Origin of the sequence: Burkholderia territorii (genome assembly GCF_001718335.1) — a bacterium.
In the GTDB taxonomy this organism is placed as follows: Bacteria; Pseudomonadota; Gammaproteobacteria; order Burkholderiales; family Burkholderiaceae; genus Burkholderia; species Burkholderia territorii.
Map to the genome: position 1 here is coordinate 1704671 of NZ_CP013366.1, position 21759 is coordinate 1726429.

20 protein-coding genes are annotated in these 21759 nt (G+C 66.4%); 15 read left to right on the forward strand and 5 right to left on the reverse strand.

What is annotated here, in order from left to right; all coding sequences use genetic code 11:
* Window positions 1-157: 157 nt before the first annotated feature.
* Window positions 158-580 carry a hypothetical protein gene (locus WS51_RS18520; protein WP_059449632.1) on the forward strand — a complete coding sequence of 141 codons (423 nt, stop codon included), beginning with the start codon at window positions 158-160 and terminating at the stop codon, window positions 578-580.
* Between the two features lie 51 nt (window positions 581-631).
* Here the strand turns inward: WS51_RS18520 and WS51_RS18525 are convergent, their stop codons facing one another.
* Both WS51_RS18525 and nodI read right to left on the reverse strand, forming a co-directional pair.
* Window positions 632-1465 carry an ABC transporter permease gene (locus tag WS51_RS18525; protein WP_059544590.1) on the reverse strand — a complete coding sequence of 278 codons (834 nt, stop codon included), beginning with the start codon at window positions 1463-1465 and terminating at the stop codon, window positions 632-634.
* A gap of 6 nt (window positions 1466-1471) precedes the next feature.
* A complete protein-coding gene (gene nodI / locus WS51_RS18530) occupies window positions 1472-2386 on the reverse strand; it encodes a nodulation factor ABC transporter ATP-binding protein NodI (RefSeq protein WP_059544592.1) in 915 nt (304 codons plus the stop codon).
* Between the two features lie 327 nt (window positions 2387-2713).
* Here nodI and WS51_RS18535 point away from each other — a divergent pair, with 327 nt between their 5' ends.
* The gene (locus tag WS51_RS18535; RefSeq protein ID WP_044843612.1) at window positions 2714-3211 is read left to right on the forward strand and encodes a universal stress protein; all 498 of its coding nucleotides are present in this window, start codon (window positions 2714-2716) and stop codon (window positions 3209-3211) included.
* A gap of 90 nt (window positions 3212-3301) precedes the next feature.
* On the opposite strand, the gene WS51_RS18540 is transcribed toward WS51_RS18535, so the two are convergent.
* From WS51_RS18540 to lexA, 3 genes are read right to left on the reverse strand one after another with little or no spacing between them, the layout of a single operon-like run.
* Window positions 3302-4000, reverse strand: a complete 699-nt coding sequence (locus WS51_RS18540; RefSeq protein WP_059868595.1) for a DUF2939 domain-containing protein — start codon at window positions 3998-4000, stop codon at window positions 3302-3304.
* A 29-nt stretch (window positions 4001-4029) separates the two neighbouring features.
* The gene (locus WS51_RS18545) at window positions 4030-4368 is read right to left on the reverse strand and encodes a hypothetical protein (RefSeq protein WP_040144136.1); all 339 of its coding nucleotides are present in this window, start codon (window positions 4366-4368) and stop codon (window positions 4030-4032) included.
* 26 nt (window positions 4369-4394) lie between these two features.
* Window positions 4395-5042 (reverse strand): transcriptional repressor LexA, encoded by a 648-nt coding sequence (lexA, locus tag WS51_RS18550; RefSeq protein WP_059449636.1) that lies wholly within the window; start codon window positions 5040-5042, stop codon window positions 4395-4397.
* A 264-nt stretch (window positions 5043-5306) separates the two neighbouring features.
* Between lexA and WS51_RS18555 the strand changes: the two genes are divergently transcribed.
* From WS51_RS18555 to WS51_RS18615, 13 genes are all read left to right on the forward strand, one after another.
* On the forward strand, window positions 5307-6344 hold the full coding sequence (locus WS51_RS18555; protein WP_059449637.1) for a sulfate ABC transporter substrate-binding protein: 1038 nt from the start codon (window positions 5307-5309) through the stop codon (window positions 6342-6344).
* A 133-nt stretch (window positions 6345-6477) separates the two neighbouring features.
* A complete protein-coding gene (cysT, locus tag WS51_RS18560; RefSeq protein WP_059501947.1) occupies window positions 6478-7374 on the forward strand; it encodes a sulfate ABC transporter permease subunit CysT in 897 nt (298 codons plus the stop codon).
* Window positions 7371-8318 carry a sulfate ABC transporter permease subunit CysW gene (gene cysW / locus WS51_RS18565; protein ID WP_069229613.1) on the forward strand — a complete coding sequence of 316 codons (948 nt, stop codon included), beginning with the start codon at window positions 7371-7373 and terminating at the stop codon, window positions 8316-8318. Before cysT ends, cysW begins: the two co-directional genes overlap by 4 nt.
* Before the next feature lie 13 nt (window positions 8319-8331).
* Window positions 8332-9390, forward strand: a complete 1059-nt coding sequence (locus WS51_RS18570; protein WP_059449640.1) for a sulfate/molybdate ABC transporter ATP-binding protein — start codon at window positions 8332-8334, stop codon at window positions 9388-9390.
* 80 nt (window positions 9391-9470) lie between these two features.
* Complete coding sequence (locus WS51_RS18575; RefSeq protein WP_059449641.1) at window positions 9471-10397, forward strand: CysB family HTH-type transcriptional regulator; 927 nt, start codon at window positions 9471-9473, stop codon at window positions 10395-10397.
* A gap of 427 nt (window positions 10398-10824) precedes the next feature.
* Window positions 10825-11163 (forward strand): DUF805 domain-containing protein, encoded by a 339-nt coding sequence (locus WS51_RS18580; RefSeq protein WP_167357993.1) that lies wholly within the window; start codon window positions 10825-10827, stop codon window positions 11161-11163.
* A gap of 296 nt (window positions 11164-11459) precedes the next feature.
* Window positions 11460-12410, forward strand: a complete 951-nt coding sequence (locus tag WS51_RS18585) for a sugar ABC transporter substrate-binding protein (protein WP_059449643.1) — start codon at window positions 11460-11462, stop codon at window positions 12408-12410.
* 139 nt (window positions 12411-12549) lie between these two features.
* Window positions 12550-14163, forward strand: a complete 1614-nt coding sequence (locus WS51_RS18590; RefSeq protein ID WP_060271804.1) for a sugar ABC transporter ATP-binding protein — start codon at window positions 12550-12552, stop codon at window positions 14161-14163.
* Window positions 14160-15179: an ABC transporter permease gene (locus WS51_RS18595; protein WP_059449644.1), complete on the forward strand. Its 1020-nt coding sequence runs from the start codon at window positions 14160-14162 to the stop codon at window positions 15177-15179. The genes WS51_RS18590 and WS51_RS18595 overlap by 4 nt, the downstream gene beginning before the upstream one ends.
* Before the next feature lie 35 nt (window positions 15180-15214).
* On the forward strand, window positions 15215-16246 hold the full coding sequence (locus WS51_RS18600) for a LacI family DNA-binding transcriptional regulator (RefSeq protein WP_059449645.1): 1032 nt from the start codon (window positions 15215-15217) through the stop codon (window positions 16244-16246).
* A complete protein-coding gene (rbsK, locus tag WS51_RS18605; protein ID WP_069229614.1) occupies window positions 16243-17178 on the forward strand; it encodes a ribokinase in 936 nt (311 codons plus the stop codon). The genes WS51_RS18600 and rbsK overlap by 4 nt, the downstream gene beginning before the upstream one ends.
* 269 nt (window positions 17179-17447) lie before the next feature.
* Window positions 17448-19232: a methyl-accepting chemotaxis protein gene (locus WS51_RS18610; protein WP_069229615.1), complete on the forward strand. Its 1785-nt coding sequence runs from the start codon at window positions 17448-17450 to the stop codon at window positions 19230-19232.
* Between the two features lie 520 nt (window positions 19233-19752).
* A complete protein-coding gene (locus tag WS51_RS18615) occupies window positions 19753-21675 on the forward strand; it encodes a PrkA family serine protein kinase (RefSeq protein WP_059449648.1) in 1923 nt (640 codons plus the stop codon).
* Window positions 21676-21759 lie beyond the last annotated feature (84 nt).

The window sequence follows — 21759 nt, forward strand, 5'->3', positions numbered from 1 at the left end:
GGGCGCGAGCCAGGACATGCCCGGCTGCCCGCGACCGAGCCGGCGCGATGGCCGCCATGCCGCGCGCCGGTCGGTCCCGCCGCGCGACCGTCGTATTCATCCGGCGCCGCAGCTTCAAGCGTGCGGTGCCCTTTACAAGAAGCAAACAGGAAAACGCATGACCCAACCGAAGATTCATCCTCGACTCGAAAAGGCGCTGACGCGCGGCGATCTCGCGATCCGCCAGGCCAATTCCGCGCGGGCGACTGCCGTGCTGAACGCACTCGGCACGATGATCATCGAAGCTTCCGCCACGATCGGCGTCGAGGCCAGCATCGACATCCCGCAGGGCGACCGCATTTACGATCCGGTGAACGGCCTGTGGCCGCAGAAGATGCTGGTGTCGTTCGACGGTCCGGTCGACGAGGCCGACGCGGAAGAGCTGCGCGCGGTCTATCTCGTCGCCGACGACCCGGGTACGCAGTTCCGCGTCGAATGGCATCGCGCCGACGGCAAGCTCGGCCGGCACGAAGGCGGCCCGCTGGCGACCGTCGCGTTCCTGACCGACGTCGAGATTCCGTGGAGCGACGACGACGAGTAACGTCGTCGCCGTTTCATCGCAGCATCGAGCCGGCGCAGTGCGCGCCGGCCGTCAGCGCATCATCCGCCGCCGGAACAGCCACGCGGAGACCACGAATCCGCCGACTGCATAGCCGGCGAGCACCGCGAGATGCAGGCCGACGTCCGTCGCCGGCCGGCCGAGCATCGCGGGGCGGATCAGTTCGACCGCGTTCGCGAGCGGCAACACGTGTGCCGCGTGTTGCGCGACCGGAGGCAATTGCGTGATCGGGAAAAACACGCCCGACAGCAGCAGCATCGGCGTCAGCACGAGCGTCTGATAGAACATGAAAAAATCGTAGGACGGCGCGAGCGCGGTAACGATCATCGCCGTGCTCGCGAACGCGAGGCCGGCGAGTGCGATCACCGGCAGCGCCGCGAGCATCGACGGAAACCGTGCATACCCGAGCAGGCCCGCGACGAGCATGATCGCGACGCCGGACAGCAGCGCCTTGCTCGCGCCCCAGACCATCTCCCCGAGCACGATGTCGCCCAGCGCGAGCGGTGTGTGCATGATCGCTTCCCAGGTGCGCTGCACGTGCATTCGCGAAAAGCCCGAATACATCGATTCGAAGCTCGCGGACATCATCACGCTCGAACCGACCGTGCCGGCCGCGAGGAACGCGATGTACGACACGCCGTCGACGTGGCCCAGCATGAGGCCAAGCCCGAACCCCAGGCCGAACAGGTAGATCATCGGATCGGCGAGATTGCCGAACAGCGAGGCGAGCGCGAGCTTGCGCCACACAAGGTAGTTGCGTCGCCACACGGCAATCCAGTTGGTGGCATTCGCGGGCAGCGCGATCGCGAAGCGCGACTCGCGCGGCGGTGCGGACGGCGCGGCGGCGGAATAGTTGCGTACGTCCATGATCGATCAGTCCTGCATGTCGCGGCCCGTGAGCCGCAGGAACACGTCTTCCAGATTGGCCGGGCGATGCAGATAGCGCAATCCCGTGCGACCCTTGAGCCGCGCACTGAGCGGCTCGGGATCGGTCACGTAGCAAAACAGCGTCTCGCCGCTGATCTCGGTGTGCTTCGCGAACGGCGCGAGCTCGTCGCGCAGCGCGACCGGGTCCGGCCCGTAGATCTCGATCACGTCGCAACCGATTTCCGATTCGATCAGCGCGTGCGGCGCGCCTTCGGCGATCTTCCGGCCTTCCTCGATCACGCACAGCCGGTCGCACAGGCGCTCGGCTTCTTCCATGAAGTGCGTGGTGATGAGGATCGTCTTGCCGCGCGCGAGCAGCGATCGCAACCGCTCCCACATCAGGTGCCGCGCCTGCGGATCGAGGCCTGTCGTCGGCTCGTCGAGCACCAGCACGTCGGGATCGTTGACGAGTGCGCGCGCGAGCGTCAGACGGCGCTTCATGCCGCCCGACAGTTCGCCGACTTTCGCATCAGCCTTGTTTTCCAGCTTCGCGAATTCGAGCAGCGGTTGCACGAGCGCGCGTGCGGTGTGTGCCGACATCCCGAAATAGCGGCTGAACACGAGCAGGTTCTCGCGCACGGTGAAATCGGGATCGAGATTGTCGAACTGCGGGACGACGCCGACGCGCTGGCGCGCATGCCGCGCGCGTGACGGAACCGGCTCGCCGCAGAGTGAAATGGCGCCGGCGTCGGGATACGCGAGGCCGAGCAGCATCTTCAGCGTCGTGGTCTTGCCCGCGCCATTCGGCCCGAGCAGGCCATAGCATTCGCCGGCCTGTACATGAAAGGACAGGTCGTTGACGACGAGCTTGTCGCCATAGCGCTTTTCGACGTTCCGGAAATCGATCGGTGCAACGGACATGGGCAGGTTGTCGTTGTTAGCGGACGCGGACGCGTTTCGCGGCCGGTCGGGCGGCCATACAGCCCGGCGAACGGATCGGATGAATGCGTGTCACATGGGCATGACCGGGGCGAACGCGCGCCGACGGCACGAACGGGCCATTCTAGTGCATCGCCTGCGTCTCTTCAGCGCGTATGTGCTCCGCATGGTGCATGCGTGCGCGGATCGTGCACCGCATCATCGCCGACGCGCGCGGCGTGGCGAATCAGCGTTTTCCATCCCTTGCGTCCTGAATTGCGGCGCACCATGATGAGTGCATAGGGTACGTAGTCGCGACAGGGAGGTTTCATGGCTAGCTACAACAAGATTTTGCTGTGCTACGACGGCACGCTCGAAGGACGCAAGGCATTGCGGTGTGGTGCCAATCTCGCGCTGGACCTGAAGGCGGAAACGCATTTGTTGTCGGTCGTCGACATGCGCTCGAGCATCGCGCAAAGCGCCGGGCTGCTGACCGACGTCGCGTGCGGCCGTTTCGAGGAAACCGCGCGCGAGATCCTGCAGGAAGGCGTGAACTGGCTGCGCGAGCGCGGCGTTCAGGCCGAAGGCCATTTCGCATTCGGCTATCCGATCGACGAAATCGCGAATCTCGCGACGGAGCTGAAAGCCGACCTCGTCGTCGTCGGCCATCGGTGCCGCAGCGGACTGTCGAGATGGTGGATGGGCTCGGGCAACACACAGCTGCTCGATCGCGTGAACTGCAGCATTCTGGTCGCATGTTCGTCGGCGGAAGAGCAAAAGGCCGAGATCGCACGCGAACGCGAAGCGGCCACCGCGAGCGGCAAGTAACGCAATGATCGTGTAACCGGCCGGATCGTATCGCGATTCGCGCCGGTCATGCGCCGTGCCGCTGGCGACATGTGCGCCGATTGCGGCTGCTCAGGCGTGCAGGTCGATCGCGGACAGCTTCCACGAGAACAGGCCGAAGCGGTGGAAGATCGCTGCATAGCGCGTGCCGTCCGCGTTGCGCTGGTAGGTCACGACAAATTCATCGATATTCCGGTAGCCAGCGCTCGTTTGCTGCGGATGGCCGACCTCGCCGGTGTTCGCAGCTGCGGGTGCGGTAGCGGGTACAGACGCGGCCGAGGCGGCCACATTGCTGGCGGGCACCGGAACACTCGCCGGATTGGCAGGCGATGTGCCCGGCGCGTTGCCAGTCGCAGCGCCGGACGGCGGGCTCGACCATTCAGGCGGCCGTTCTCCCGGATTGCCGCGCGGGGGAATGCCACTCATCAGCGCCGCGACGCCTTCCGGTGTCGCATAGGCATCGACCAGCGGGCCGATCAATGCAGATCCGATCAGCGCGCCAATCACCGCGAACGGATTGTCTTTCTTTAAAGCGTCGATGCGGCGCATCAGCTCTTCCGTGACCTGCTGCTTCAGGCTGATACGCAGCGACGGAAAATCGACATATTCGCTGACCGCTTGCGCATCGCGCGCGTCGATTGCCGATTTCAGGCGACCGAGCGCGACGTACGGCGATGCGTATGCATAGCCGATCGCCGTGAGGACCGCGACGGCCAGCACGACGATCAGCAAGGGCTTGAGCCGCCACGCACGGCCCGAAGATCCAGTCACGGTGCCTCCGGTACGGACAGGTTCCGCAATCAGAGACCGCCGTGCGTGGCCGATCGTTCCTCCGCGATGCAACGATCGATCATTCGGCACACGGCATCGATCGTCCCGACCATGATCAGGCGCGAGCGACCGTGATAGACGCGCACGGGCGCACGACGTGCCGGTTCCGCGTGATTCAGGCCGGCGTTCAGCGACACCCGCGCGAATGCGGGCAGCGCCGACGGCAGCAGCGACGCCTGCCGTTCAACTGCGACTTCTTGGCTCACCACGGGCGCCGCCGCGGACAGCGGCGCGCAGGGCGTGCGGCCGCGCAGGTGACGCAGGCGGCCGAATTGACGGAAAGGCAGCAGACGGGAAAGGCGTTCCATGATGTTCTCCTCAGAGAGACCGATTGTCAGAGTTCGCCCGAGCGGATCAGCCCGACGGCGATGCCTTCCAGCGCGAAATCCGCGCTGCCGGCCTTGACGAAGATGTTTTCGTAATCCGGGTTCTCCGCGATCAGCTCGAGGCCGCCGGGCCGGCGCTTCAGGCGCTTGACCGTGACGTCGTCGCCGAGGCGCGCGACGATGATCTGGCCGTCCTTCGCTTCCGTGCGCTTCTGCACGGCGAGGAGGTCGCCGTCGAGAATGCCGGCGTCGCGCATCGACAGGCCGCGCACCTTCAGCAGGTAATCGGGCTTGCTGGTGAACAGCGCGGGATCGCACGCGTAATGCTGCGAGATGTGCTCCTGCGCAAGGATCGGGCTACCGGCCGCCACGCGGCCGACGAGCGGCAGCGACAGTTGCATCAGGCCGGCGTGCGGCAGCGTGAACTGGTGCGGGGCGTCGTCGATGCCGAGCAGGCGGATGCCGCGCGACGCGCCGGCGGCCAGCTCGATCACGCCCTTGCGCGCCAGCGCACGAAGGTGTTCCTCGGCCGCGTTCGGCGAGCTGAAACCCAGCTCTGCAGCGATCTCGGCGCGCGTGGGCGGAAAACCGGAGCGCTCGATCGCGCGGCGGATCAAGTCGAACACTTGCTGCTGACGGGCGGTGAGTTTGGTCATGGCTGAACTGTATGGATAGACAGTGAGCTGTATTTTTATACAGTACTTCGCGAATTTCAAGTGTTACTTGAGGTTCGACGCGATCGCGTCGATTCCGGCGCGATTTCGCGACGTCCGAACGCCGGATCGTCCGCCGCAACCGTCCGTCCAGTATGCGTTAGCACTTTTGAGTATTAAAAAATGAAGAACGATTATTTTTAATCATGTAACCCGTTCGATAGACTGGCCCGACATCGCAATACCGACAACACTGGAGAACCAAGGATGGCGAAGCGCAATACGGGGCTGGTGGGCGGAGCGGGCCGCCTGATCGCAACACTCGCGCTGGGCGCGGCGGCGGCGCTGGGCGTCGTGACGCATGCCCAGGCCGATACGACGTTCCTGAACGTGTCCTACGACCCGACGCGCGAGTTGTACCAGGACTTCAACCAGGCGTTCGGCAAGGAGTGGAAGGCGAAGACGGGCGAGACGGTCAACTTCAAGCAGTCGCACGGCGGCTCGGGCGCGCAGGCGCGCTCGGTGCTCGACGGCCTGCAGGCCGACGTCGTGACGCTCGCGCTTGCCTACGACATCGACGCGCTCGCCAACAAGGGCCTCGTCGACAAGGACTGGCAGAAGCGCCTGCCGGACAATGCGTCGCCGTACACGTCGACGATCGTGTTCCTGGTGCGCAAGGGCAACCCGAAAGGAATCAAGGACTGGGACGATCTGACGAAGCCGGGCATCTCGATCGTCACGCCGAACCCGAAGACCTCGGGCGGCGCGCGCTGGAACTACCTCGCCGCGTGGGCCTATGCCGTCCACAAGCCGGGCGGCAGCGAGCAGAGCGCGAAGGATTTCGTGACGAAGCTCTACAAGAATGCCGGTGTGCTCGACTCGGGCGCGCGCGGTGCGACGACGAGCTTCGTGCAGCGCGGGCTCGGCGACGTGCTGATCGCGTGGGAGAACGAGGCATTCCTGTCGATCAAGGAATTCGGCACCGACAAGTTCGAGATCGTCGTGCCGTCGGTGAGCATCCTGGCCGAGCCGCCCGTCGCCGTGGTCGACAAGGTGGTCGACAAGAAGGGCACGCGCAAGCTGGCCGAGGCCTACCTGAATTTCCTGTACAGCCCGCAGGGCCAGGAAATCGCGGCGCGCAACTATTACCGCCCGCGTTCGAAGAACGTGCCGGCGGAGCTGACGAAGCAGTTCCCGAAGCTGAAGCTGTACACGGTCGACGACACGTTCGGCGGCTGGACGAAGGCGCAGAAGACGCATTTTGCGGACGGCGGCGTGTTCGATTCGATCTACAAGCCGCAATAACGCCACGCAGCAAGCCATAACGACAGCGGCGCGCCACGAGAGCGCGCCGCATCCCCGACGGCCCGCCGGCGCGATTCCCGCGTCGGCGTTTGCGTCGGACCCATGAGCAGCAACGACCCAGCAAGAGCATCCGATGACGACGTACACCTTTCGCAAGCCGAGCGCGCTGCCCGGCTTCGGCGTGACGCTCGGCATCACGGTGGCCTATTTGAGCCTCGTGGTGCTGATTCCGCTCGCCGCCACGTTCCTGAAGACCGCGACGCTGTCGTGGGACCAGTTCGTCACTGCCGTCACCTCGCCGCGCGTGCTCGCGTCGTACCGGCTGACGTTCTCCGCCGCGCTCGGCGGCGCATTGATCAACGCCGTATTCGGCTTTCTCGTCGCGTGGGTGCTGGTGCGCTACACGTTCCCGTTCAAGCGCCTGGTCGATGCGATCGTCGACCTGCCGTTCGCGCTGCCGACGTCGGTCGCGGGCATCTCGCTTGCCGCCGTCTATGCGGCCAACGGCTGGGTCGGCCAGTATCTCGCGCCGTTCGGCATCAAGATCGCGTTCACGCCGGTCGGCGTGCTGGTGGCGCTGACCTTCATCGGGCTGCCGTTCGTCGTGCGCACCGTGCAGCCGGTGCTCGAGGATTTCGAGCGCGAGCAGGAAGAGGCCGCCGCATGCCTCGGCGCATCGCGCTGGCTGACCTTCCGCCGCGTCGTGCTGCCGGCCGTGCTGCCGGCGCTGCTCACCGGCTTCGCGCTCGCGTTCGCACGCGCGCTCGGCGAGTACGGTTCGGTCATCTTCATTGCCGGCAACGTGCCGATGAAATCCGAGATCACGTCGCTGCTGATCATCACGAAGCTCGAGCAGTACGACTATGCGGGCGCGACCGCGCTGGCCGTCGTGATGCTGGTCGTGTCGTTCGTGATGCTGCTGTTGATCAATACGCTGCAATGGTATCTGCAGCGCCGCACGAGCAAGGGCGCAAGCGGCCCCGCGCCGGCGACCGGCACCGTTGCCGCAGCAGCAGGAGGCCAGCAATGACCCGCAAGTCCGGTGCCGTACTGAACGACCCATCCGTCGCGCGCGGGCGCGCGGCGAAGCGGCTCGACCCCGTCGGCGAGCCGCGCGCCGTGCGGTGGCTGCTGATCGGCGTCGCGCTGGCGTTCCTGGCGTTCTTCCTCGTCGTGCCGCTCGCCGCGGTGTTCTTCGAGGCGCTGCGCAAGGGCGTCGGCTTCTATGTCGAATCGCTCGCCGATCCCGACGCGTGGTCGGCGATCAAGCTGACGCTGACCGTCGCCGTGATCGCGGTGCCGTTGAACCTCGTGTTCGGCGTGTGCGCGTCGTGGGCGATCGCGAAGTTCGAATTCCGCGGCAAGGCGTTGCTGACCACGCTGATCGACCTGCCGTTCTCGGTGTCGCCGGTGATCTCCGGCCTCGTCTACGTGCTGCTGTTCGGCGCGCAAGGCTGGCTCGGCCCGTGGCTGCAGGATCACGACGTGCAGATCATCTTCGCGGTGCCGGGCATCGTGCTCGCGACGATCTTCGTCACGTTCCCGTTCGTCGCGCGCGAGCTGATTCCGCTGATGCAGGCGCAAGGCACCGACGAGGAAGAGGCCGCGCGCGTGCTCGGCGCATCGGGATGGCAGATCTTCCGGCGCGTGACGCTGCCGAACGTGAAGTGGGGCCTGCTGTACGGCGTGATCCTGTGCAATGCGCGCGCGATGGGCGAGTTCGGTGCGGTGTCGGTCGTGTCCGGCCATATTCGCGGCGTGACCGACACGATGCCGCTGCACGTCGAGATCCTGTACAACGAATACAACTTCGCGGCGGCGTTCGCGGTGGCGTCGGTGCTCGCGCTGCTCGCGCTCGTCACGCTCGCGCTGAAGCTGCTCGCCGAGCGTCATCTCGCCGCCGAACTGGCCGGCGCACGCGATGACGTTCCCACTCATGCCGGCCCCGTCGCGGCCGTTTCGTCGAAATCGTAAAGAGGCAACCAGAATGGGTATCACCGTCCGTCATCTTCAGAAGCGCTTCGGCGATTTCACCGCCCTCGACGATGTGTCGCTCGACTTTCCGGCGGGCGAGCTCGTCGCACTGCTCGGGCCGTCGGGCTGCGGCAAGACCACGCTGCTGCGCGTGATCGCGGGCCTCGAGCACGCGGACGCCGGCCAGGTCGTGCTGCAGGGGCTCGACGTCGCGTCGGTCGGCGCGCGCGATCGCCAGGTCGGCTTCGTGTTCCAGCATTACGCGCTGTTCCGCCACATGACCGTGTTCGAGAACGTCGCGTTCGGGCTGCGCGTGAAGCCGCGTCGCGAGCGGCCGTCGGAAGCCGTGATTCGCGACAAGGTGCATGAGCTGCTGAAGCTCGTGCAGCTCGACTGGCTCGCGCAGCGTTACCCGTCCGAGCTGTCGGGCGGCCAGCGCCAGCGGATCGCGCTGGCCCGCGCGCTCGCGGTCGAGCCGAAGGTACTGCTGCTCGACGAGCCGTTCGGCGCGCTCGACGCGAAGGTGCGCAAGGAACTGCGCGGCTGGTTGCGGCGCCTGCACGACGACCTTCACATCTCGACGATCTTCGTCACGCACGACCAGGAAGAAGCGCTGGAAGTGGCCGACCGGATCGTCGTGCTGAACCGCGGCCACGTGGAGCAGGTGGGCAGCCCGCAGGACGTCTACGATCATCCGGAAAGCGCGTTCGTCTACGAGTTTCTCGGCGCGGCGAACCGGCTGCCGGGCACGGTTGCCGGGCGCGGCTTCGTCGCCGAGGGCGCGGCCGCGCCGATCGCCGTCGACGCCGATTTCGCGGGGCCCGCGAATGCCTATGTGCGCCCGCACGACCTGCAGCTGTGGCCGGCCGGCGACGGCCATCGCGACGGCATCGCGGTCGACGTGCGCCGCGTGATCCCGCTCGGCGGCTCGGTGCGCGTCGAGCTCGAGGCGCGCACGGGCGGTGCACTCGAAGCGGAACTCGATCGCGACGCGTGGCGCGCGCTCGCGCTGCAGGTCGGCGACGGCGCAACCGCCGTGCCGCGCGCGGTGCGCGTATTTCCCGCACACTGACGCCCGAGCCCGTCAAAGAGAAGAGGGCGGATACCGCTCCGGATCGACATTCGAACAACGACAGCCCAAGAGGCATACCCATGAACTTTCAGCAATTGCGTTTCGTGCGCGAAGCCGTGCGCCAGAACATGAACCTGACGGAAGTCGCGAACGTGCTGTACACGTCGCAGTCAGGCGTGTCGAAGCAGATCAAGGATCTCGAGGATGAACTGGGCGTGGACATCTTCATCCGTCGCGGCAAGCGGCTCACCGGGCTCACCGAGCCCGGCAAGGCCGTGCACCAGCTGATCGAGCGGATGCTGCTCGACGCGGAAAACCTGCGCCGGGTCGCGCGCCAGTTCGCGGACCAGGACAGCGGCCACCTCGTCGTCGCGACGACGCACACGCAGGCGCGCTACGCGCTGCCGAAGGTGATCCGCCAGTTCACCGAGGTGTTCCCGAAGGTGCATCTCGCGCTGCGGCAGGGCAGCCCGCAGCAGATCGCACAGATGATCCTGAACGGCGAAGCCGATCTGGGCATCTCGACCGAGGCGCTCGACCGCTACCCCGACATCGTCACGTTCCCGTGCTATTCGTGGCACCACACGGTCGTCGTGCCGAAGGGCCATCCGCTCGTCGGCCGCGAGAACCTGACGCTCGACGAAATCGCCGAGTACCCGATCATCACGTACGACCAGGACTTCACGGGCCGCTCGCACATCGACCAGGCATTCGCGCAGGCCGGCGCGGTGCCCGATGTCGTGCTGACCGCGATCGACGCGGACGTGATCAAGACCTACGTCGAGCTCGGCATGGGGATTGGCGTCGTCGCGGCGATGGCCTTCGATCCGCAGCGCGACACCGGGCTCGTCGCGCTCGACACGCAGCACCTGTTCGAGGCGAGCACGACGCGCGTCGGCTTGCGCAAGGGCGCGTTCCTGCGCGCGTATGCATACCGGCTGATCGAGATGTTCGCGCCGCATCTGAACGAAACCGAAATCGCGTCGCAACTGCGCGAAGTGGCCTGACGGTTACGCGCGTGCTGCACACGCCGCGCGCGGTCCGGGCAAGCGCCCGGCGCGCGCGGCGTTTCTTTTGCCGCTCGAGCGACGGCGGATCGCATACCCGCGCCGCGCCCAATCCGCATGCATCGACGCTCATGGAATACGCACGTGAAACGCTGCATTCCGTTCATCTCATGCAAGTCATGGCGCCAAAGATATGATTTAATGCGCGCGGACGCGAGAAGGCCCGGGCCGGACTTTCTTGCGCGACGCGCGACGGAACCGGCGGATGCACGGCCTGCCGGCAGCGGCGGCCCGGCGCAAGCCGGCGGCCGCATGCCCGAGGCCGGCGCTGCCGCGATCGCCGTCCGCCATTCGACGATGCACGAACAAGAGGTGAACAATGAATCTCAAATGGTTTCTTTTTTCGTTCGAAGGCCGGATCGGTCGCATGCCGTGGTGGATTTACGCGGTGGTGTCCGGCGTGATCAGCGCGATCTTCGATGCGGGCAGCCGCGGTTCGTCGAACGACGATCTGCCGCTGTCGGTCGTGCTGCTGTTCGTCGCGATCGCCGTCGTCGCGTTCTGGTCGACACTTGCCGTCGGCGTGAAGCGGCTGCACGACATCGACAAGTCGGGGTGGTGGATGCTGCTGATGTGCGTGCCGATCGTCGGTGCGCTCGCGTTGCTCGTGATGAACGGCTTCATCGCCGGCACGCCGCATGCGAACCGCTTCGGCGAGCCGCCGTCGAACGATCGCGACGAGCCCGCGCAACAGGATCGGGCCTGACGCACGAGGTGTTGCCTTCGCGCGTCGCGATGCGCTCCGAATAAACCCTTAAATATTGATCAGACGGGTTGCGCGTCGCCGCGAAACGGTACAGCATAGCCCTCACTCCGCCGGCGTCCCCGCCGGCGGTGGCGCGTCGACGACAGCACGCGCCAGGCAGTCGGCCGTCTGCCTCGCTTCCATTCCGTGGTACCGACAAGCAGCATCGATGGCCAATGCCCGGGTAGTGTGGCGCAAACGTTTGCTCACATTAAAACAACAGTCCGGCCCGTCGGGCCAGTCGCCAGGAGATGTGTATGAATGTCCGCTTTCGCCGTCGCTTCCTGACCGCCGCGCTTGCCGCCGTCGCGGTCGCTGCCGCACCGGTCGTCCATGCCCAATCGGCGGGCAAGCCGAAAGTCGCGCTCGTGATGAAGTCGCTCGCCAACGAGTTCTTCCTGACGATGGAAAACGGCGCGAAGGAATACCAGAAGCACAACGCCGGCCAGTTCGACCTGATCACGAACGGCATCAAGGACGAGACCGACACCGCGAACCAGATCCGCATCGTCGAGCAGATGATCGTGTCGAAGGTCGATGCGATCGTGCTCGCGCCGGCCGATTCGAAGGCGCTCGTGCCGGTCGTGAAGAAGGCGGTCGACGCGGGCATCATCGTCGTGAACATCGACAACCGGCTCGATCCCGACGTGCTGAAGTCGAAGAACCTGAACGTGCCGTTCGTCGGCCCCGACAACCGCAAGGGCGCGCGCAAGATCGGCGATTACCTCGCAAAGCGGCTGAAGGCGGGCGACCAGGTCGGCATCATCGAAGGCGTGTCGACGACGACCAATGCGCAGCAGCGCACGGCCGGCTTCCAGGATGCGATGAAGGCGGGCGGGATGAAGGTCGTGTCGGTACAGTCGGGCGAGTGGGAGATCGACAAGGGCAACGCGGTCGCGTCCGCGATGCTCAACGAGTACCCGAACCTGCGCGCGCTGCTGTGCGGCAACGACAACATGGCGATCGGCGCCGTGTCGGCCGTGCGGGCGGCGGGCAAGCAGGGCAAGGTGCTCGTGGTCGGCTACGACAACATCAACGCGATCAAGCCGATGCTGAAGGATGGCCGCGTCGTCGCGACCGCCGACCAGTACGCGGCGAAGCAGGCCGTGTTCGGCATCGACACGGCGCTCAAGGCGATCGCCGAGCATCGCAAGCAGGCCGACATGACCGGCGTGGTCGAGACGCCGGTGGATCTCGTGACGAAGTAACGCCGCTCCGCCACGGCCGCCGCGCTCAAGAATCGGGGACAGCGGCCGTTATACGGAGTGAGCGCGATCACGGCCACTGCAAGCACTTGTGAGCGTCATACCCGCGCGCCGCGTGCGCGCGGCCGCAACCAGGATCGCGATGGAACCGACCTTCCAACCCTCCCGTTCAGCTGTTCCCGTGCTGTCCGTCTCCGGTGTGGGCAAGACCTACGCCGAACCCGTGCTCGCCGACGTCACGCTGACGCTCGCGCAGGGCGAGGCGCTCGCGCTGACGGGCGAGAATGGCGCGGGAAAGAGCACGCTGTCGAAGATCATCGGCGGGCTCGTCGACCCGACGGCCGGCACGATGCAGCTCGGCGGCCAGGCCTATGCGCCGGCAAGCCGCACGCAGGCCGAGGCGCTCGGCGTGCGCATGGTGATGCAGGAGCTGAACCTGCTGCCGACGCTGACGGTCGCCGAAAACCTGTTTCTGAATCGTCTGCCGCGGCGCTTCGGCATCATCGATCGCGCGCGGCTGCGCGACGATGCGCGTGCCGCGATGGCGCAGGTCGGGCTCGATGCGGTCGATCCCGATACGCCGGTCGGCGCGCTCGGGATCGGCCACCAGCAGATGGTGGAGATCGCGCGCAACCTGATCGGCGACTGCCGCGTGCTGATCCTCGACGAACCGACCGCGATGCTGACCGCGCGCGAGGTCGAACTGCTGTTCGAGCAGATCGACCGGCTGAAGGCGCGCGGCGTCGCGATCATCTACATCTCGCACCGGCTCGAGGAGCTCGCCCGCGTAGCCGAGCGCGTCGCGGTGCTGCGCGACGGCCGGCTCGTGCATGTCGGCGACATGGCCGCGACGACGTCCGACGGGCTCGTCACGCTGATGGTCGGGCGCGAGCTCGGCGAGCACATCGATCTCGGCGCGCGCCATATCGGCGCGCCGCGGCTCGTCGTGTCGGGCATGATGCGCGGCACGGCCGTGCGGGACGTGTCGCTCGAGGTGCGCTCGGGCGAGATCTTCGGCATCTCGGGGCTGATCGGCGCGGGGCGCACCGAGTTGCTGCGGCTGATCTACGGCGCGGATACGCCGGATGCCGGGATGATCGCGGTCGGCGATCCGCTGAAGCCGGCGCGCATCGGCTCGCCCGTCGACGCGGTGAAGCACGGCATCGCGCTGATCACCGAGGACCGCAAGGGTGAAGGGCTGCTGCTGTCGCAGTCGGTCACGTCGAACGTGTCGCTCGGCCAGCTCGACCGTCTGGCGCGCGGCGGCATCGTCGACGCGACGCGCGAGACGGCGCTCGCCGAACAGCAGATCGACGCGCTGCGGATTCGCACGCACGGCGCCGCGCAGGCGGTCGGCGAACTGTCGGGCGGCAACCAGCAGAAGGTCGTGATCGGCCGCTGGCTCGCGCGCGACATGGGCGTGCTGCTGTTCGACGAGCCGACCCGCGGAATCGACGTCGGCGCCAAGTTCGAGATCTACACGCTGATGGGCGCGCTCGCGCGCGAAGGCCGCGCGCTGGTGGTGGTATCGAGCGACCTGCGCGAGCTGATGCTGATCTGCGACCGGATCGGCGTGATGTCGGCAGGCCGCATGACCGCCGTGTTCGAACGCGGCAACTGGACCCAGGATGCGCTGCTGGCGGCGGCGTTCGCCGGCTTCGGCCGCGAAGCGCTGCCGGACGGCGCGCGGCATCCGGATGCGCAAGGCGCGCCGCGCCCGGCTTCCGGCACTTCGACGACAGGACGACAGCAATGACCCAGCCTCCCGTATCCCCGAGCGACGCAGGCGCGCAGCAGACCGTGACGGGGCGCCGCGCGCGCACGCTGTCCGGCACGCGGCTCGGCGTGTCGAACTATCTCGGGCTCGCCGGCGCGCTCGTCGCGATGATCGCGCTGTTTTCGGCGCTGAGTTCGCATTTCCTGACCTACGATACGTTCAGTACGATCGCGAACCAGATCCCCGATCTCGTCGTGATGTCGGTCGGGATGACCTTCGTGCTGATCATCGCCGGCATCGACCTGTCGGTCGGCTCGGTGCTCGCGCTGGCCGCGTCGATGGTCAGCGTGGCTTCGCTGAAGTGGCAGTGGGGGCCGTTGCCGGCCGCGCTGATCGGGATCGCGGTCGCGACCGCGACGGGCTCGCTGACGGGCGCGATCACGGTCGGCTGGCGGATTCCGTCGTTCATCGTGTCGCTCGGCGTGCTCGAGGCCGCGCGCGGCGTCGCATACCAGCTGACGAATTCGCGCACGGCCTACATCGGCGACGCGTTCGACTTCCTGTCGAACCCGATCGCGCTCGGCATTTCGCCGGCGTTCCTGATCGCGGTGGCGGTGATGGTCGCGGCACAGTTCGTGCTCACGCGCACCGTCTTCGGACGCTATCTCGTCGGGATCGGCACGAACGAGGAGGCGGTACGGCTTGCCGGGGTTAACCCGCGTCCGTATAAAATCCTCGTATTCGCATTGATGGGCGCGCTCGCGGGGCTCGCGTCGCTGTTTCAGATCTCGCGGCTCGAGGCCGCCGATCCGAACGCGGGCGCGGGTGTCGAACTGCAGGTGATCGCAGCCGTCGTGATCGGCGGCACGAGCCTGATGGGCGGGCGCGGCTCGGTGATCAGCACGTTCTTCGGCGTGTTGATCATCTCCGTGCTGGCCGCAGGGCTCGCTCAGATCGGCGCGAACGAGCCGACCAAACGGATCATCACCGGGGCGGTGATCGTGGTCGCGGTCGTGCTCGACACTTATCGCAGCCGGCGCGCGCGCGCCCGGTAGAACTATACGGAAAGCAGACCAGAGAGAAACGGGAAATGGCGACGATCAAGGATGTGGCGGCCATGGCGGGCGTGTCGTTTACGACCGTCTCGCACGTGGTGAACAATTCGCGGCCGGTGTCCGCGGATGTGCGTGCGAAGGTCGAGGGCGCGATCCGCGAGCTGAATTACGTGCCATCGGCCGTGGCGCGGTCGCTGAAGGCGCGCGCGACGGCGACCATCGGCCTCGTCGTGCCGAACAGCACGAATCCGTACTTCGCGGAGCTGGCGCGCGGCATCGAGGACCAGTGCGCGGCCAACGGCTATTGCGTGTTCTTCTGCAACTCGGACGACGATCCCGTGAAGCAGCGCAACTACCTGCGCGTGCTGCAGGAAAAGCGCATCGACGGGCTGATCGTCGCGTCGGCCGGCGAGGACGCGGTGCTCGCGCAGACGCTGGCGGACGCGCATGCGCCGCTCGTCGTCGTCGACCGCAACATCGAGGGGCTCGCGGCCGACCTCGTGCAGATCGACCACGAACGCGGCGCCTACCTGGCGACGCGTCACCTGCTCGAGCTCGGGCACGCGAAGATCGGCTGCATCACCGGGCCGACCGACACGGCCGTCAGCGCGATGCGCGTGCACGGCTTCATCCGTGCGATGGCCGAGCGCGGGATCGACATCGTGCCGGGGGCGATCGCGGAAAGCGATTTCTCATGCCTCGGCGGCTATCACGCTGCCTCGCGGCTGTTCGAGTCGGTGCATCCCAGCGCGATTTTCGCGGGCAACGACCTGATGGGCGTCGGCGCGCTGCGCGCGGCGGCCGAACGCGGCCTGCGCGTGCCGGACGACTGCTCGATCATCGGCTTCGACGACATCGAATTCTCCCGTTACACGTATCCGGCGCTGTCGACGGTCGGCCAGTCGGTGCGCGCGCTCGGCGAAATGGCCGCGCAAACGCTGATCGAGCGGATCGGCGGCGGTTCGACGGCCGCGCCGAGCCGTCGTCGCGTCGTGTCGCCGCGTCTCGTGCTGCGCGAATCGACGGCGATCTATCGCGAGCCGGCCGCGCCGGGCGCTCGCGCATGACGGCGCGTGCGGCAGGCACCGGCCGCGTGACGGTGGTCGGCAGCCTCAATATGGATCTCGTCGTGCGGGCGCCGCGGTTGCCGCTGCCTGGAGAAACGCTGGCCGGCCACGCGTACGCGCAGGCCGCGGGCGGCAAGGGCGGCAACCAGGCCGTCGCGGCGGCGCGGCTTGGCGCGCAGGTCGCGATGATCGGCTGCGTCGGCGCGGATGCGCACGGTACCGCACTGCGGGCCGGCCTCGAGGCAGAACGCATCGACTGCTCGCGGCTCGCGACGAGCACGACGGCATCGACCGGTGTCGCGCTGATCGTCGTCGACGACGCGAGCCAGAACGCGATCGTGATCGTCGCGGGCAGCAATGGCGAAGTGACGAGCGAAACGGTGGCGCGCAACGAGGCCGCGCTGGCCGCGACCGACGTGCTGATCTGCCAGCTCGAGACGCCGCCGGACGCCGTGTTCGCGGCGCTGTCGGCCGGGCGGCGGCTCGGTCGCATCGTCGTGCTCAATCCGGCGCCGGCCGTCGCGCCGCTGCCGGGCGGCTGGCTGCCGCTGGTCGATTACCTGATTCCGAACGAAGTGGAAGCGGCCGCGCTGACCGGGCTGCCCGTGCGCAACCCGGCCGACGCGGAAGCTGCGGCGCGTGTGCTGCAGGCGGGCGGCGCGCGCAACGTGCTGATCACGCTCGGCGCGCGCGGCGTGCTCGCGCTGACGGCCGACGGCGCGGCGCGCCACTATCCGGCACCCGTCGTCAAGGCCGTCGACACGACCGCGGCTGGCGATACCTTCATCGGCGGTTTCGCGGCCCGCGTCGCTGCGGGCGAGGCCGTCGATGCGGCCATCCGCTTCGCGCAACGCGCGGCGGCGTTGTCGGTCACGCGCGCGGGCGCGCAACCGTCGATTCCCACCCTCGCCGACCTGGCCGAACAGGGCTAGATCGCGCATCCCGGCCGGCGCGTGCGACGCACGCGGCCGACCGTCTTTCCCCCGATGCCTGACCGCAATGCTCGCCACGCGCCGTCGCGTGACGAGCTGCGATGCTTCGCCCCCATTATTCATCGATATGTAATGAACTAACGAATTGGTGAAAAAAATGATGTGAATACCATCAAGCTGCGCAACATCCGGTCGTAAATACATCAGGACGAAACACTGTTTCGAAAAGCGGGCGTTGCCTGCCATGACGACGCAATACAGGAAGAATGATGGTGATCGGAAACCTGACGATACGTGCACGCATCGGTCTGACGATGGCGTTTCTCGCGGTCCTGCTGGCGGTGATCGGCATGTTGGGCGTGTATGGGATGACGCGCTCGAACGACGCAACGCGCGAGATTTTCACGAACCAGATGCCGAGCGCGGTCGACGTGGCCGTTGCCGAAATGTACGCGGCGCGCGAGCGCCTGGCGCTCGATCGCGCCGCACTGCTGGCCGGCACGCCGGACTCGGCTGCCGCGGTGGAGCGCAGCCGCGGGATGCGCGCGCAGTCCGACGCGTGGTGGCAAAAGTATCTTGCGCTGCCGCGCGGCCCGGAGGAAGACCGGCTGGCGCAGGACGTCGCCGCTAAGCGGCTGGCACTGCAGCGCAGCTGCGATGCGTTCGGGAACATGGTCGCGGCAGGCGACCACGAGCGCATCGGCGAGGGCGCCAAGCAGTTGCAGGCGCTTTACAACGACCTCGCGACTGCCGGCGAAGCGCTGCGCAATTTCCAGTTCACCGACGGGCAGGCGGGCTTCGACCGCGCGGAATCGTTGTTCGAGACGCTGCGCATGCTGTCGATCGCGCTGCTGGCGGCGGGCCTGATTGCGGCGGTGCTGTCGTGGCTGACGCTCAGCCGGGCGATCGGCCGTCCGCTCGCGGACGCGCTCGCGCATTTCGACGCGATCGCCGCGGGCGACCTGCGCCGCTCGATCGTGGTGCATCGGCGCGACGAAATGGGCCAGCTCCTCGAGGGTCTTGCGAAGATGCAGCGCGGGCTGGTCGACACGGTGCGCACCGTGCGCGGCGGCAGCGAGTCGATCGCGACCGCGGCCCGCGAGATCGCCGCCGGCAATATCGACCTGTCGTCGCGCACGGAAGAGCAGGCGTCCGCGCTGCAGGAAACCGCGTCGAGCATGGAGCAGTTGACCGGCACCGTGAAGCAGAATGCGGAGAATGCGCGGCAGGCAAGCTCGCTGGCGGCGAACGCGTCGGAGATTGCAAACAAGGGCAACACGGTGGTTGGCCAGGTGGTCGGCACGATGGGAGAGATCAACGACAGTTCGGCGAAGATCGCGGACATCATCGCAATCATCGAGGGAATCGCGTTCCAGACCAACATCCTGGCGCTGAACGCGGCCGTCGAAGCCGCGCGTGCCGGCGAGGAAGGCCGCGGCTTCGCGGTCGTCGCGGGCGAGGTGCGCAGCCTCGCGCAGCGGTCGTCGAGCGCGGCCAAGGAGATCAAGGCGCTGATCGATGCATCGGTGGAGCGGATCCGGACCGGCTCGACGCTCGTCGACGAAGCCGGCCGCACGATGAGCGACGTGATCAGTGCGGTGCAGCGCGTGACCGACATCATGGGCGAGATCGCGGCGGCATCCGAGGAGCAGAGCGGCGGCATCGACCAGGTCGCGCGCGCGGTCGCGCAGATGGACGAGGTCACGCAGCAGAACGCCGCGCTCGTCGAGGAAGCGGCGGCGGCCGCGCAATCGCTCGATGAGCAGGCCGCGCGCCTGCGCGAAACGGCGTCGGTATTCCGGATCGACGACGACGCGGCCGCGCCGGTTGCCGCCGCTGCACGCCCGGTGCCGCGCGCAGTGGTCGCACCGGCTGTCGTGCCGGTTTCGCCGCCGGCGCCCGCCGTCGCGGCGCGCAACGAGCGCAACGAGCGCAATGAGCGCAATGAGCGCGACGGTGCGCCCAGGCACGCCGCGCCGGCACGCAAGCCGGCGGCCGCCACACCCGCACCGGCGCTTGCGTCTGCCGGCGCCGACGACTGGGAAACGTTCTGATACGCGCGCGCCGCGCATCGATCCCCGCATCTATCCCCATTTGGCAGCACGCGACGCCCGCGGCATGCGGGCGTCGTCGCTTCGACGACCGATCGAATGTGACGGCGCGCGTGAGCGTTCGCGCGTGGCCGCGCATCGCGCGTGCGCATCCGCGCTACGGGTATCTCCCGACGATGCAAAAAAAATTTGTAACGGTGCGCGCGAAGTGTCGTCGGAAACGCCTGTTCGAACGTATAGGGAGGAAGGGGAGAACGAAGGGCGCGGCGATGACGGAGAAGGTGTCCGGCGCACGAGATGTTCCGATGCTCGACAAGATGCGGCGGATGCAGTTTCTGCGGCTCGGGAGATCGATTGTAAAGCGTCGAAATGCGTTGCGCAGCCCGTGTTGTCGAGAATGACGAACTTCATACGAAGAGTTCGTGAAAAAAAATAAGAAAGGGTTTAGGATGAATTCGAACGCGCTTGCTTCTGCGCAGTCATAGAAGGCAGGCACGTCTTCAGACTCAGGCGAGGAGGTAGCATGGATATTTACAGCAGCTTCGCGAACCGCTTCGAAAAAACGCGAGAGGAAGAGTTCTCGCTGGAGGAGTATCTCGCGCTCTGCAAGAACGATCCGTCAGCGTACGCCACGGCAGGCGAACGCATGCTGGCTGCAATCGGGGAACCAGAACAAATCGATACCCGCAACGACCCGCGCCTGTCGCGGATCTTCGCGAACAAGGTTATCAAGGTTTATCCCGCGTTCCGTGAGTTCTACGGAATGGAGGAAGTGATCGAGCAGGTGGTCGCGTACTTCCGCCATGCGGCGCAGGGGCTCGAAGAGAAGAAGCAGATCCTCTACTTGCTGGGCCCTGTGGGCGGCGGCAAGTCGTCGATCGCCGAGCGCCTGAAGCAGTTGATGGAGCGCGTGCCGTTCTATGCACTGAAGGGTTCGCCCGTCAACGAATCGCCGCTCGGGCTGTTCGACTACGACGAGGATGGCCCGATCCTCGAAGAGCAATACGGGATACCGCGCCGCTACCTGAAGAGCATCCTGAGTCCGTGGGCGGTCAAGCGCCTGCACGAATACAACGGCGACATCCGTCAGTTCCGCGTGGTGCGCCGCTATCCGTCGATCCTTCGGCAGATCGGCATCGCGAAGACCGAACCCGGCGACGAGAACAATCAGGACATCTCGTCGCTCGTCGGCAAGGTCGACATCCGCAAGCTCGAACAGTACGCGCAGGACGACGCCGATGCGTACAGCTATTCGGGCGGCCTGTGTCTCGCGAACCAGGGCCTGCTCGAATTCGTCGAAATGTTCAAGGCGCCGATCAAGGTGCTGCACCCGCTGTTGACCGCGACGCAGGAAGGCAACTTCAAGGGCACCGAAGGATTCGGCGCGATTCCGTTCGACGGCGTGATTCTTGCGCACTCGAACGAGTCGGAGTGGAAGGCGTTCCGCAACAACCGCAACAACGAGGCACTGCTCGACCGGATCTTCGTCGTGAAGGTGCCGTATTGCCTGCGCGTGTCGGAAGAAATCAAGATCTACGAGAAGCTGATTCGCAATTCGTCGCTCGCCGAAGCCGTGTGCGCGCCGGGCACGCTGAAGATGATGTCGCAATTCTCGGTGCTGTCGCGTCTGCATGAGCCGGAGAATTCGAGCCTGTTCTCGAAGATGCAGGTGTACGACGGCGAAAACCTGAAGGACACCGATCCGAAGGCGAAGTCGTACCAGGAGTATCGCGACTACGCGGGCGTCGACGAAGGGATGACCGGCGTGTCGACACGCTTCGCGTTCAAGATCCTGTCGCGCGTGTTCAACTTCGACACGAGCGAGGTCGCGGCGAACCCCGTGCATTTGATGTACGTGCTCGAGCAGCAGATCGAACGCGAGCAGTTCCCGCCGGAAACGGAGCAGAAGTACCTGTCGTTCGTGAAGGACGTGCTCGCGTCGCGTTACGCGGAGTTCATCGGCAAGGAGATCCAGACGGCATATCTCGAGTCGTATTCGGAGTACGGGCAGAACATCTTCGACCGCTACGTCACGTATGCGGACTTCTGGATCCAGGATCAGGAATTCCGCGATCACGACACGGGCGAGAGTTTCGACCGCGCGGCGCTGAATGCGGAACTCGAGAAGATCGAGAAGCCTGCCGGAATCAGCAATCCGAAGGATTTCCGCAACGAGATCGTGAACTTCGTGTTGCGCGCACGGGCGGCGAATGCCGGCAAGAACCCCGTGTGGACGAGCTACGAGAAGTTGCGCGTCGTGATCGAGAAGAAGATGTTCTCGAATACCGAGGAACTGTTGCCGGTCATTTCGTTCAACGCGAAGGGTTCGGCGGAGGAGCAACGCAAGCATGAGGACTTTGTGAACCGGATGGTCGCGAAGGGCTATACGCCGAAGCAGGTGAGGCTGCTTTGCGACTGGTACCTGCGCGTGCGCAAGTCGTCATGACGCGCGCGGTACCGCGCCCGTACGGCGAGTCCGTACGGGCACCTTCAGAGGCGCCGCCCGCATGACGGCACACGGCATGCGCGG